Origin of the sequence: Pedobacter frigidisoli (assembly GCF_004331675.1) — a bacterium.
GTDB lineage: Bacteria > Bacteroidota > Bacteroidia > Sphingobacteriales > Sphingobacteriaceae > Pedobacter > Pedobacter frigidisoli.
In genome coordinates this window covers 262,101-275,263 of the sequence record NZ_SJSN01000003.1, presented here as the reverse complement: position 1 = coordinate 275,263, position 13,163 = coordinate 262,101, and the positions used below count along the sequence as shown (strand labels likewise).

General features: G+C 37.9%; 15 protein-coding genes. 4 read left to right on the top strand and 11 right to left on the bottom strand.

Annotated features, from left to right (window positions below; all coding sequences use genetic code 11):
* The first annotated feature begins 8 nt into the window (after positions 1–8).
* Complete coding sequence (locus EZ449_RS05365) at positions 9–668, top strand: MgtC/SapB family protein (RefSeq protein ID WP_131556937.1); 660 nt, start codon at positions 9–11, stop codon at positions 666–668.
* Here the strand turns inward: EZ449_RS05365 and EZ449_RS05360 are convergent.
* Positions 649–1,146, bottom strand: coding sequence for an RDD family protein (locus EZ449_RS05360; protein ID WP_131556936.1), 498 nt, complete (start codon positions 1,144–1,146; stop codon positions 649–651). The genes EZ449_RS05365 and EZ449_RS05360 overlap by 20 nt on opposite strands.
* A gap of 110 nt (positions 1,147–1,256) precedes the next feature.
* On the opposite strand from EZ449_RS05360, the gene EZ449_RS05355 reads away from it, so the two are divergent.
* Positions 1,257–2,684: an L-serine ammonia-lyase gene (locus EZ449_RS05355; protein ID WP_131556935.1), complete on the top strand. Its 1,428-nt coding sequence runs from the start codon at positions 1,257–1,259 to the stop codon at positions 2,682–2,684.
* Positions 2,685–3,160: 476 nt separating this feature from the next.
* Here EZ449_RS05355 and EZ449_RS05350 read toward each other — a convergent pair whose 3' ends face one another.
* The 10 genes from EZ449_RS05350 to EZ449_RS05305 form a co-directional block, all read right to left on the bottom strand.
* Positions 3,161–4,072: an AEC family transporter gene (locus EZ449_RS05350; RefSeq protein ID WP_131556934.1), complete on the bottom strand. Its 912-nt coding sequence runs from the start codon at positions 4,070–4,072 to the stop codon at positions 3,161–3,163.
* Positions 4,073–4,143: 71 nt separating this feature from the next.
* Entirely contained in the window at positions 4,144–5,370 is a 1,227-nt protein-coding gene (locus tag EZ449_RS05345) for a DEAD/DEAH box helicase (protein ID WP_131556933.1), read from the bottom strand.
* A 466-nt stretch (positions 5,371–5,836) separates the two neighbouring features.
* Positions 5,837–6,289, bottom strand: a complete 453-nt coding sequence (locus EZ449_RS05340; RefSeq protein WP_131556932.1) for an Hsp20/alpha crystallin family protein — start codon at positions 6,287–6,289, stop codon at positions 5,837–5,839.
* A gap of 54 nt (positions 6,290–6,343) precedes the next feature.
* A complete protein-coding gene (locus tag EZ449_RS05335) occupies positions 6,344–6,727 on the bottom strand; it encodes a glycosyltransferase (RefSeq protein ID WP_131556931.1) in 384 nt (127 codons plus the stop codon).
* A gap of 11 nt (positions 6,728–6,738) precedes the next feature.
* Complete coding sequence (locus tag EZ449_RS05330; protein WP_131556930.1) at positions 6,739–6,966, bottom strand: hypothetical protein; 228 nt, start codon at positions 6,964–6,966, stop codon at positions 6,739–6,741.
* A gap of 5 nt (positions 6,967–6,971) precedes the next feature.
* Complete coding sequence (locus tag EZ449_RS05325) at positions 6,972–7,241, bottom strand: hypothetical protein (RefSeq protein WP_131556929.1); 270 nt, start codon at positions 7,239–7,241, stop codon at positions 6,972–6,974.
* 576 nt (positions 7,242–7,817) lie between these two features.
* Complete coding sequence (locus tag EZ449_RS05320) at positions 7,818–8,165, bottom strand: hypothetical protein (RefSeq protein WP_131556928.1); 348 nt, start codon at positions 8,163–8,165, stop codon at positions 7,818–7,820.
* Between the two features lie 11 nt (positions 8,166–8,176).
* Positions 8,177–8,728 carry an RNA polymerase sigma factor gene (locus tag EZ449_RS05315; RefSeq protein ID WP_131556927.1) on the bottom strand — a complete coding sequence of 184 codons (552 nt, stop codon included), beginning with the start codon at positions 8,726–8,728 and terminating at the stop codon, positions 8,177–8,179.
* Between the two features lie 368 nt (positions 8,729–9,096).
* Complete coding sequence (locus EZ449_RS05310; protein ID WP_131556926.1) at positions 9,097–10,032, bottom strand: TolB family protein; 936 nt, start codon at positions 10,030–10,032, stop codon at positions 9,097–9,099.
* Positions 10,033–10,117: 85 nt separating this feature from the next.
* Complete coding sequence (locus EZ449_RS05305; RefSeq protein WP_131556925.1) at positions 10,118–10,882, bottom strand: DUF4197 domain-containing protein; 765 nt, start codon at positions 10,880–10,882, stop codon at positions 10,118–10,120.
* A 384-nt stretch (positions 10,883–11,266) separates the two neighbouring features.
* Between EZ449_RS05305 and EZ449_RS05300 the strand changes: the two genes are divergently transcribed.
* Together EZ449_RS05300 and EZ449_RS05295 are read left to right on the top strand one after the other, a co-directional pair.
* A complete protein-coding gene (locus tag EZ449_RS05300) occupies positions 11,267–11,845 on the top strand; it encodes an RNA polymerase sigma factor (RefSeq protein WP_131556924.1) in 579 nt (192 codons plus the stop codon).
* Complete coding sequence (locus tag EZ449_RS05295) at positions 11,838–13,112, top strand: carboxypeptidase-like regulatory domain-containing protein (RefSeq protein WP_131556923.1); 1,275 nt, start codon at positions 11,838–11,840, stop codon at positions 13,110–13,112. Before EZ449_RS05300 ends, EZ449_RS05295 begins: the two co-directional genes overlap by 8 nt.
* Positions 13,113–13,163: the final 51 nt, after the last annotated feature.

Here is a 13,163-nt window from a genome sequence, read left to right as displayed (position 1 = left end):
TCAAGGCAATGAACGATATTCTAGATAATAGCCATTTCATTACACAAAGTGAAATCAATAAATTTCTTTTGGCAACATTGTTATGTGGTTTAATTGGAGCCGAACGAGAGTATAGAAGTAAATCGGCAGGCTTAAAAACCATGATGATGATTGGCTTGGGGGCTACATTATTCACCATCCTATCCATCAAAATCGGACCTACAAGTCAAGATAGAATTGCATCAAATATTGTTACTGGAATAGGTTTTTTAGGTGCTGGCGTAATTTTTAAGGAAGAAAATAGAGTTAAAGGTTTAACAACGGCTTGCATTATCTGGATTGTTGCCGCAATTGGAATGGCAGTAGGTTCAGGATATTACGAGCAAGCCATTGGCGTTACTTGTGTTGTACTCTTAGCGCTGATTATTTTTCCTTTCTTAGAGGAAATTGGCGATCGTCGTTTTACGAAACGTATTTATCGAATTGTTAAAGAGCAACATACGCATGGCGATTTAGAAAGCTATGAAGAGGTTTTTAGAGAGAACAAACTTAAGCCTCAACGTGGAAAACATCAGCTGGTTAATAACGTTATCACCGGAAATTGGACAGCTACCGGAACACCAAAAAACCACCAAAAATTTGTAGAGCAAATGTTAAAGGATAATGAAATTATAGAGTTTGATTTTTAAACGAACCAAATAAATCTGTTTTCTCTTGTTGCAGGGCTACCTTTTTCTCCTCAATAACCATGGTGTCCGACCATTTATCATGCCATGGTATAGACGGAGTTCCTAATGCACTTAATGCATCGAAAGGAATAATTCTAAGCAAATTTCTAGTGAATGCTTTTTCGAATGTAAGATCACTTCCATCCAAATTTACGGCCTTAGTTTTGGTTATGAGTTTGCCGATTGATTTGCCGTTTAACATGGCTTCTGTAAATGACATGATCACGCCGTAAAAGATCATACCAATTATTCGATCTGTTATTCCGTCATCAATTACATCAATAATTTTTGGATCAATGATTGCAATTACAAAACCGAGGCATAAAACCAAGAAATAAATGAAAAGAGTATCGATAATGTAATTTGCAAATCTTAATCCCGATGATGCACGGCAGTAACGATAATCAATTGTTTCATAGGTTTTGGTTTTAAATTCCATTTTAGAGCGTTATTTGGTAAACAACTAAAGATAGATTTTTTTATTTCGGCGCAAAAATTATTTTACTCGAAGTGCTAAAACAATCATAGCTTTGTACAACAAAATACTTCATGATTAAGGAACAGATTTCGGTTTTCGATATTTTTAAAATAGGCATAGGCCCATCAAGTTCTCACACACTTGGTCCGTGGCGAGCTGCCCAACAATTCACGGCCTCGCTTAAAGAAAATAATCTTTTAGATGATGTAGAGATGGTAAAAATATTGCTTTATGGCTCACTTGCTAAAACAGGTAAAGGCCATGGAACTGATGTTGCTATTCTGTTGGGTTTAACTGGTGCAGACCCAGTTACTTTTGATGTTGATGCAGTTACCCCGACTTTCGAAAATATTCAAAACAACAAAAAGCTTAACCTGGATGGTAGTTTAACAATCGATTTTGATTACGATAGCGACCTACTTTTCCTATTCGCCGAAAGTCTTCCATTTCACCCAAACGCAGTTACTTTTCAGGCATTTTTAAAAAACGGTAAGGCTTTTTCTGAAACTTATTATTCCATCGGCGGAGGTTTTGTGGTAAAAGAGGGCGAAGATAACAGCCAGAAAGTGCAGGTTGATTTACCCTTTCCAGTAGAAAAAGCGAAAGAACTTTTGCATTGGTGTTTATCTACCGGATTAAAAGTAAGCGAAATTGTAATGGAAAATGAAACTGCATGGCGACCGGAATCAGTTACCAAAGCAGGCATTCTTCAGCACTTTGCCGTAATGCGGGATTGTATTTACCGCGGTTGCCATACAACAGGTTTTTTACCTGGCGGATTGGATGTAGCCAGAAGAGCTTTCCCTTTAAATAAAAGATTGATTGGCAAGAGCGAATACCATGATTATGATAGTTGGTTAGCTGCTATTAGAAATGGTGGAAACGGATTTAACTACATTTTGGATTGGGTAAGTTGTTTCGCACTAGCCGTAAACGAAGAAAATGCTTCATTCGGACGAGTAGTTACAGCCCCAACAAACGGTGCAGCGGGTGTAATTCCAGCTGTTTTACAATATTATATCGCTTTCTGTGATGGTTATTCTGATGAGAAAATCATTCAGTTTATTGCCTGTGCATCAGAAGTTGGAAGCATCTTCAAAAAAGGGGCAACCATTTCAGCGGCGATGGGCGGTTGTCAGGCAGAAATTGGCGTTTCCTCAGCTATGGCTGCAGCAGCGCTAACCGAATGCTTAGGGGGTTCTCAAAGACAGGTTTTAATGGCTGCAGAAATTGCAATGGAACACCACTTGGGTCTAACCTGCGACCCGATTGGCGGTTTGGTTCAAATTCCATGTATCGAAAGAAACACAATGGGAGCAATTAAGGCGATTACCGCAAGTCAGTTGGCATTACAAAGTAATCCTGATAAAGCAAAGGTAAGCTTAGATGCCGTGGTTAATACAATGTGGGAAACTGCCTTGGATATGAATGCGAAGTATAAAGAAACATCAGATGGTGGCTTGGCTACGAATATTCCGATTAGTTTGCCGGAGTGTTAAAAAGCCTCACCATCTAACACATTTTAGTTCATCTAAGAAAAACCTCACCCTATCAAAGTTCGTGGTTTGGTTAGGTGGTACTCTCCCTCCCGATGAAGAATCGGGACTTGTCATCCTTGAAGAGAGGGATTTGAAGTACAGTTATTTAAAACCTGTGCTAAAATTCTCTTTAGATCTTTGTGTTCTTTTGTGCCTTTGTGGTTAAAATCTCTGCAACCAACTTATAATTTCTTAAATGCTTACATGATGAAAAAGCCTCACCCTATGAAAGGCAGTAGTATGGGTGGGTTTGTGCTGTCCCTCTCCGAAAGAGAGGGATTTGAAGTGCAGTAATTAAACCTTTTGCTAAAATTCCCTTTAAGTCTTTGTGTTCTTTTGTGTCTTTGTGGTTAAAACCTCTGCATCCAACTTATATTTTCTCATATGGTAAAACCTTTGGATTCTTTTCGGAAAACTTTGCGCCTTTGCGGTTAAATCTAAACCAATCCCGAATAATTCAACACCAACCACCAAAATCCCGTTGTAATAAACGACAATAAAATCCCTATCCCAACTACCAGATTAGAAACCTTTGGATTTAAATTATATTGGTCAGCAACAACGCCTGCGGTTAATAATGTCGGCATTGCCATTTCGAAAATCGTTATTTTGGTTATCATTCCGTTCATCCCTAAAAGCAATGCGATAACTAAAATAGAGAGCGGAGCTAAAATCAACTTGTATAATAAAGCAAAGCTGATGTGTTTGATTTCGCTGAACCAACCGCCAAATTTCAATTGTAAGCCAATAGAAAATAAGGCCAGCGGACCAACAGTTCCTGCCAGTTTATCGAACATTCCATCTAAAGAAGATAAATCTAAATATCGAGGTAAAATCAAAGCCAAAACACAACCAATTAATGGAGGGAAAGTCAGTATTTTTTTAAGCACAAGTTTGGCGCTTAATTTCTGCTGTTGTGAAGAACGAATCGCCACGATAATCCCGATAGTAGATAGTAAAGTAAAAGTAATCTGGTCGCAGATTATCGCTATCGCCAATTCCTTTTCACTGAAATAAGCAATGATTAACGGGAAACCAATAAACGAAGTATTGCTCAATGAGCTTACCAATTTCAATCCACCCGAAGTTGCCCTGCTAATTTTGGTAAACTTCGAATAAATGGTGATAAATAACCAACCCAGCATCCAGATGCAAATTGGCGCCAAAGCAGGAAAAAGTAAATCTTTTGTCCAGGTAATGTGCGGAAGATATTTAAATGAGACTGCAGGAAGTGCGATGTAGATTATCCAGGCGTTAATGCCTTTGTGTGCATCTTTTGGTAAGGTTTTACTTTTGCGGAAAAGAATTCCCGCAAGGATACACAGTCCGATTAAAATGAAATTTGCCATTGAACGTGGCAAAGATAGCGATAAAAGAAAAACGCCAATAAGAATTATCCTATTGGCGTTTAAATATGTGTTTAACTCGGATTACTTGGTTTCGGCTTTTTCTTCTGCCAAACCTTTTTCTTGCCATTATTTTGATGCGGTCTTTTTTCCTCCACATGGGTAATTTCCATAGCTGAAATATGCTCAGGTAAAGTCATTTTCGGAACTTCCTTTTCAATCAGTTTCTCAATGTTATCAAACTTACGTTTATCTCTTCCGTTTACAAGAGTAATCGCAGTTCCTTTTGTCGAAGCCCTGGCCGTTCTCCCGATTCGGTGTACATAATCTGCAGGGTCGCCTGGAACATCGTAATTAATAACCAAATCCACCCCCTCTACATCAATCCCGCGAGATAAAACATCGGTTCCGATAATGATTGGTAATCTTTTATTTTTAAAAGCCAGTAAAATATCTTCACGTTCTTTTTGACCTAAATCAGAGTGGAAAGCATCCGCTTTGATATTTAAACCTCTAAATGTTTTGTATAAAGCTTTGACTTTTTCCTTTGTTGAGGCAAAAATAATGGCACTTTTATAGGTTCCGTCTTTAAAAATATCAGTTAATAAAGCCTGTTTCTGCTGGTCGTGAATGATATAAGCCTGTTGATTTATTCCCTCGGCAGGTTTCGCAATTGAGATGGTAATTTGTTGTGGTTCGTGTAAAATCTTGCCCGCCATCGCCCTGATTTTTGGTGCCATAGTTGCCGAAAACAAAAGCGTTTGACGTTTCTTTGGCAGGTAGCTTATAATGCGAATAATGTCATCATAAAAACCCATATCCAGCATTCTATCGGCCTCATCTAAAATTAAGTGTTGCAAATGTTCCAACTTCAAAACGCCTGAAGAAAGGTGCGCCATCAAACGACCGGGCGTTGCAATAATCACATCAACACCATCACGCATCGAGCGTTTCTGTTGTTCGTAAGCTATACCATCGCCTCCGCCATATACCGCCAAAGAACTAATATTAGTGAAATAAGCAAGTGCTTCAACCTGTAAATCAATCTGTTGAGCAAGTTCGCGGGTTGGTGCTAAAATTAAAGTATTGTTGTGCCTATCTTTCGCCCTCATTATTTTATCCATCACTGGAAGTAAATAACTGGCTGTTTTTCCTGTTCCCGTTTGGGCGCAGGCAATAAGGTCGTGATTATCTAAAATTACGGGGATGGCTTGTTCTTGTATCGGAGTAGCGCTTTTATACCCCATGGCCATCAGGCCCTCATATAAGTCGGGGTTAAAATTAAAGTCGTTAAAATTCAATCTGTTGTGTTTATTTATTTTAGCAAAAGTACCTTAAAATACGACTAATAGCAAACTGGAGTTTAAACTCGATATGTTAAATGATTTGGAAAGCAATGTTCTGAGCGTTTTGGTTACGATAGTCCCGCTTTTTGCTCTAATCTTTTTAAACTTCTGTCATGCTGAGGAACGAAGAATCTGTTTCATCGGTTGCAGATGCTTCGTGCCTCAGCACGAAAGCTTATTCGGGGTCGCTGCAGTAAAAAAGTATTTCCGCGACAATCGGGTTTAGATAACTCAGTTCAGTGTAAGAAACTTTGGTTGCAAAGCGCAAAACCCAACTTACCTTTTCCGTGTCTTCTGTGTTTCCGTGGCAAAAAAACCTTTGTGTTCTTAGTGTCTTTGTGGTAAAATAGTTTCGGCAACGAACCCAAAAAAGCCCCGATTACAAAACAATCGAAGCCTCAGAAATTATAATAGACGAAACTTAGTTTACTGCAATATCTTTCGCAGGTATATTCGTTTCGGGGTTTTTAGGAAGTGTAACTTTCAAAATTCCGTCAGCATATTTCGCTGATATGTTTTCGCTAAGCACTTTTCCATTTAAAGCAAAAGCCCTTTCGAAAGCGCCGTTGCTGTACTCTCTTCTGCTAAATTTCTCTGCAGATTCTGCATCCTCTTTTGGTGTGTAAGAAATGGTTAAAACATCATCTTTGGTTACCACTTTTAAGTTTTCTTTAACCAAGGCTGGCGCAAAAAGATGAATGATGTAACTTTCATCCGTTTCTTCAATATTTGCGGGTACACGTCTGAAACCTTGTCCAAACATTTCTTCTGCATGGCGACCAAATTTTCCATGGTGGTGACCACCAGATCTTCCACCTCGTGGACCGCAACCTCTATTCATTTTGCCTGTATGGCATCTATTTTCGTTGTACATTTTTTTAATTTTAATTGTTTTTAATCTGTTAATTCATCAGCCTAAGCCAATATTTTAATTGGAAACGCGATATTCTGTTTTCGGAATTCCCAATAATTGCGTGATGATGTTTGCGTATGGGTAAGCAGGAGAAAAAACGGCATAATCAAATTTCAATCCTCTTATCTGCACCACGATATCATCAATAAACTTCATCGGTTCTAAAAGCGCCGTAATCAAACCCGATTTAGGTATTTCGTTATCTCCCGTATTATTGAAAACATCCAAATCTTTACTGTAAGCCTTAAAATCGGCACCAATATTTTCGATGGGTTGTTTAAATTCATTAGAACTGAAAAACGTTACCTGTTCGCCACGAGTAATCAACTCACTTGCCAAACTAAGATTTGGATTAACATCACTTTGTGACGGAACGCTTAAAAATAGAACTTGAGACATCAGCTTATTATTTAATGTTTTGTGCTATCAATTGGTGTTATCGAAGTATCAACAGCTTTTCTGTTGTGGTGACTGAAACCATGATTTCTGTAATGTTCATGGTCGCAATCGTATTCGTGATAATGCCTGTTTTTGAAATCTAATCTATCGCGATAACCATTTTTTACGGCGAATGCGTTTAAGCTATAAAATGTTGCTCCTGCAACAAAAAAGGCTAATAATATTCTAAATGCTTTCATGGCGATTAATAATTTACGTTAATGTTTCGAACTGGACCATTTCCCTGAACCGTAGGTTTGTACCATTGGTTGTCGATTGGAACTATCGGCGAATAATAATTACCAAATCCCTCAAATCTGTTCGCAAAATGGCGACGTCTTCGACCTCTGAAAATCATTTTGAACACAAAACCGATAATCATTACGGCGAAGATAAATTTGAATATAAATGGTATGAAGAAAGCGACTGCACCAAGTACAATCCCAAATCCTATTGATTTTAATATCTGTTTCATTTTTAATTTTTTGTTATTTAATAGGGTAGACGGAGGAAATTTATTTTTACTTTAAAAAAAATAAAAATGGTTTTTATCACTGTTGAAAACCTTACCCTGTGAAATTTAATCAAGGAGATAAGAGGAGGTGGGTTTAACCAACTGCCTGAAAATAGAAAGACAAGAGAAATAATACCACCAACTTTCATAGTTGCGAGGACTGGCATAGCAGATATTTGTAGGAAAAAACGACAAACTGTTCGCAGTTTCAATCATAAACCACAGAACAAAATAATTTTCAGCTGTGCGGGGGATTTGTGGATTGGAAAGAGCCTAATAAATTATTTTCGAAAACAGTTTATCGAGTTTTTACACAAATAGATGCAAGCCTTGAACTTTTGCTTCTTTTGGTTCAAGCCAAAAGAAGAGAGCCCGTCTGGCTAAGACAATGAACTTATAAAAAACCTAACGTACATAAAATTAAGCATAGCCATTGCTGCATTTAACGGTAATTAACAATTAAACCATATAAGACATATAAGCTCACATATAACAACAGAATTCATAAAAAAAGCCAGCTAAAAGGCTGGCTTAAAATTATTCCTTGTTGCGGTGTCCCCAACCGCCACATCTTCGTTTATATTCTTCCTTAAACTTCGCTCGTTGCTCCTCATTCATACTGTGCCACTTAGAGCGCATGCCCATTGCCTTTTCGCGGAAACGATTATTACCGCCACCACCTTTATTAAAATTGCCAAAGAGCAATCGGCATAAAACCAAAAGCCCGAGTGCCTGCCAGAAGTTTAATCTACCTACATTCGTAACTTCAGGTAAAATCCAGTTCCATAAATACATTACAATAAAACCCAAAGCTGTAGCAATTAGCACTACGACAGGTAAAAAGAAAATGAATTTCTTGCCTTTACTAAACTTTCTGTTCATCATTTTCAGCTCAATTAATAGTTAATAAATTCTTGATATAAATTTTGTAAACGATTTCGCAAATGTTTCACCGCGTAACCTTTTCTTGATATTAAAGTTTTAATGTTTTCGCCCGTTTCATCAGCAATTTCCTGAAAAGTTCTGTCTTCCAATTCGTTCTGAACGAAAATATAACGTTGATTTTCGGGCAATTCTTCCAAGGCTAAAAACAGCTGGTCCCAAAAGAGTTTCTTTAAACTTTCTTCCTCGGGCGAAAAAGATTCTGCCAGCAAAATCTCCCTAAAATTGATTTCGCCATCTTCATCCTCGTAGCTCAAATCCTCAATAAGTACATCTTTTTGCTTCCGATACTTATCGGTAATCTTGTTCCGAGCTACCCGATACAGCCACCCACTCATCTGCTCTATGGCGCCAGCCTCGGGCTGATTGCTCAATTGGTACCAAACATCCTGCAAAATATCTTCCGCATCCTCATCCGTATTCACCCGCCCGCGGATGAAACTGAATAAGCGTTTACCATAATTGGCAACCGTAGAGATTATATTTTGGGGTTCGTTTGTCGGCAAAATTTTTGTTTAATAAAGCTGTAAACGGATGAAAGCCAATATTACTTTAAATTTTCTGAAGTTTTTTTTAATGAAGAAGTTTAGGTGGAATAGGTGGTGGGAAAAATCACAAGTCTTTTATTTTTTTGAAATGAAAGGCAATAATTTTTGGCGGAATTCAGCCCTGCTTTTCATTCAAAGTCCGCACTCGTGCCTCGCTTGCGGGCTTTCCATTGCAATCAGGTTTAAACAACACAAAACAGTAAAGGAAACTTGGGTTGCAAATTGCAGAATCGACGCATAACATTCTCCTCTTGAGGGGTGCCTGCAAGGCGGGGTGGTTCTTTTTAGCAGATTGAGCAGAAGTACAGCTTCTTCACTCTTTAATCCTATTTCAAAGCTCCTGTCGGATTCGTTCCCTTATCAACCAGCAACTTACTATTCCCACTCAAATCAGAAACGTAAATCTTATTTTGAGTGTAAGGTTTTTCCGAACCGCTATAAAAAATTCTATCATCACCAGTTACAAAAACATAAGGAACATTCGTGCCTTTTGGCGAAATTCGGTTTACTTTTTTACTGGCTAAATCTAAAATATAAACCCCTTCACTTGGGCCAGTCAATCCATCCAAAACATCGGTATTGCCAGCATTAAAAATTAATTTCTGACCATCTTTTGTATAAAAGAAACGATTACTGCTTGCAATGGTAAAATCTTTTCCAATTAAGCTGGCGATAGGTTTTGTGTCAATCAATTTTCCTGAAATATCGAAAGTATAAAGGTTAACCAAATCCTGACTGATAAGTTCCTTTTCGTTTTTCCAGGTTGGGGCGTAAACATTAATTTTCGAGGCGCTATCTAACATCACATAACCCGTGTTATCGGTTTTGATAATGCCGATTTTCCAAAGATTCTTGCTATTGAAAATATTAAAAGCAATTGCATTTCCACTTGGCGACCAAACTGCTTGGTAATAATTGCCGCTATTTACCTGTAATTGCAACTGACTTTTATTCTCCATATCAGCAACCCAAATGGTTCGGTGACCAGCAGTATCGTTAACGGTATAAGCCAGTTTATTTCCATCGGGAGAAATCGCGGGGTCGGTTGCACCACCAAACGAAATTTGCTTCATGGTATCGATGCTTGTTGCCACAATTTTACTTCCATCTTGATAAGCAAGGGCAAAGTTTTTATTGCTTAGAGAAATGGTATCCAAAACGGCTTTGGAACTTTCTTCTCCAGATTTATTGTTGCTACAAGAAACCATTAGCATCACACACGGAATCAAAATAGAAACGATTTTATTGCTGATTTTAGTCATGTACAATTTTACAAATTGTTTTAAACAAAAAAGATTCAGCCGCTTTCGAAACCTGAATCTTTCCTTTTTATGATTTTACCAAGACTTAAATCTTTTTCTTATCGGCATAGCCAAATACTTTCTGCAACAAGGTAGAACTTCTAGAACTTAGGTTTCCCCTAATTTTAAGTTCTTCTTTCGCAACTTCCAAAAACAAACCATCAATTGCTTTTTGCGTAACGTATTCCGTTAAGTTAGTATTTACAGGTTTTACTAAAGGTAAGCGGTTATATTGTGAAGTTAAATCAGAATAGTATTTCGTTGCGTTAACTTTGCTTAAGCTAGTGGTTACAATCGGACTAAACTTTTGCATTAACTGCGAAGTTGTTACTCGTTTAAAATAGGCTGTTGCCGCATCATTGTTGCCTAAAAGAATATTCGTGGCATCAGTTAAAGTCATTTGTTTAATGGCCGAAATGAAGATAGGCTTAGCTTCTGTTGCCGCATCTTCTGCCGCACGATTCAAGCTTACAATCACGTTATCGCAAAGTTTATTCAAACCAATGCTTCGTAGCGTTTTCTCTACTTTCTGTGCTTCGGGAGGCATTAAAATCTTTACGGCTAAATTGCCTAAAAAACCATCCTTAACCGATAATCTATCGGCACCTGCAGAAACACCGATTTGCAAAGCTTCTTTAATGCCCTGTCCAATTTCAAAAGTAGATGGAGTTCCCATTGCACCCGTTGTAGTTGTGCCTTGTTTCTCGATGATTTTTTTAAAAATGTCGCTTAATTTTATTTGAGCGTTAACATTTAGGTTTGTGAATAATATTAATGCCAGAGATGCAGATAGAATATTAATTTTTTTCATTTTGTGTGTGTTTAAATCTTGATAAGCAAAACAACTGCCATAAATTGTGGTTGGATTTGTTTGCGCAAAGATAATGGTTTGTCGAATTGCTAAATACTCTTTGGGCTTTACATCTCAGTTTCTTGTACTGAACTAAGTTTTATAAACCCGATTTAACGGAAATACTTTTGTTTTAAAAGTTACTAACTCTAATAAGCAAAACGCCTGTTAGAGTTAGTAACTTTACAAAAAGATTTTAGTGAGACCGGGACTGCCGCTACCCAAAAGCCGAGAACATTGCTTTCCAAATAATCAATTAAACCTCATTTTGATATCTTTAATTCTGCCTTAGCGAAAAATATTTTTTATACTTGAGGGATAATTCGAAATAGCTACCCAATTTTTTTGAAGTTTATAAAAAATACAGCTGGAAATAACCAGAAAGAAGATGCAGACTTAATTGCCGAGTATAAAAATACTGGCGATTTAGACTCCTTGGGTACGCTTTACAATAAATACATGCATTTGGTTTTTGGGGTTTGCCTCAATTATTTCAAAGACGAGGAGCTGAGCAAAGATGCCGTAATGCAGATTTTCGAGGAACTGGTAACCAAACTCAAAATACACGAGGTACAGAATTTTAAAAGCTGGCTGCACGTATTAACGCGTAACCATTGCTTAATGGCGCTTAGGAAATCGGCGAAACACAATAACGTTTCAATAGACGATACTTTTGTGGAAAACACAGAGTTTGTGCATCTGGATATTGACAACACAAAAGAAACGCAGCTTACCATAATGGAAAAGTGCATGGAAACTTTGCCTGAAGAACAGCGAAAAAGCGTAGATTTATTTTATTTACAAGAGAAATGTTATAAGGAAGTGGCCGATATAACGGGCTACGACATGCTTAAGGTGAAAAGCTATATTCAAAACGGTAAGCGGAATTTAAAGATTTGTATAGAGAAAAATAGTAGTGAATAACGATTGGTTAGATATTGATGTGCTGGAAGATTACCTCGATGGTAAGCTTGATGCTAAAGGTATGCACTTTGTAGAAAGGCAGGCTTTAGACGACCCTTTTGTTGCCGAGGCGCTTGAGGGTTTGCGCCAATCGCCGAAACGTAAGCAAACTCTTTCTATTTTACAGAAACAGCTTCATGATAGGATTACTGAAAAACCACTTAGGCGCAAAATGTGGGGCATTACCACACAGCGTTTAAGTATTGCTGCAACCGCAACCGTTGCTTTTATTGCGGTAAGTATCTTGTTTTTTATGCGTGAGACAAATCGTAAGAATGCAGAAATCGCAGCAAGAAAAAATCAAGGGGTTGTAGTTAATCTGGATTCTTCTAGTGCGCTTGCTTCTGTGGCACCTAAAGCTAAAGATACTGCTGTTAAAGCAAATGAAATTTCTAAATCTGCCTTAATAGATAAAGCTATCGTCGATGCTAAGAATAGTGATTTAGCCAAGAATACAAAAACTGCTCCTGTAACAAAAAGTGCTGAAGCTAAAGCCTATGTTGCTCCAAATACCCAAAAGGCAGAAACTTCGAGTACATTAAGGCAGGAAATTGAGGCGTCTAGCGTAGCAACTTTGGCCGCATCGCCAACAACGACATCGAATAGAATAGTTTTTAGTGGAAATGTAGTAGATCAAAATAGTGGACAACCAATCCAAGGTGCCGTGGTAAAGTTAGCTGGATCGAAAAGTATGACCGCTACAGATGCAAAAGGTTTCTTTACCCTGCCGGCTGATAGTAATGCAAAGGATAAAGATCTTTTGATAAATGCAATCGGCTTTAGAGAAAGGCCAATAACCGGCATTACTGATCCGAATGCAATTAGAAATGCAATGACAGGTGATAAATCTTTACAAGAAATCGCCTTGATTACAGGTTCAAATGGTCGTAAGAAAGAGAATATCGCTGCTCCAAAAATTACACTTCGTGCTGAGCAAAACTTGGATGGAAAATCTGCAGATGAAATAACAAAACCTATTCCTGTTTCTACTATTAACTACAAGCAATACCTAGAAAGCAACAACAAACTTTACAACCCGAATGGACCTGAGCAGTTTGTAATTGTAAGCTTCAAAGTTAAAAAGAACGGACGGCCAACGAACGTTAATGTTATAAAATCGCTAAGCAAAAAAGCAGATGCTGAGGCTAAGCGGCTTATCGAAACCGGTCCTGAATGGGTTTTACCTAAAAACGGAAATGACCTGGTTGAAATGAGCGTTAAGTTTTAAACATCGTTATTGCGAGGCTCGAAGCAATCTTAATGCTTTCGCTGATAATAA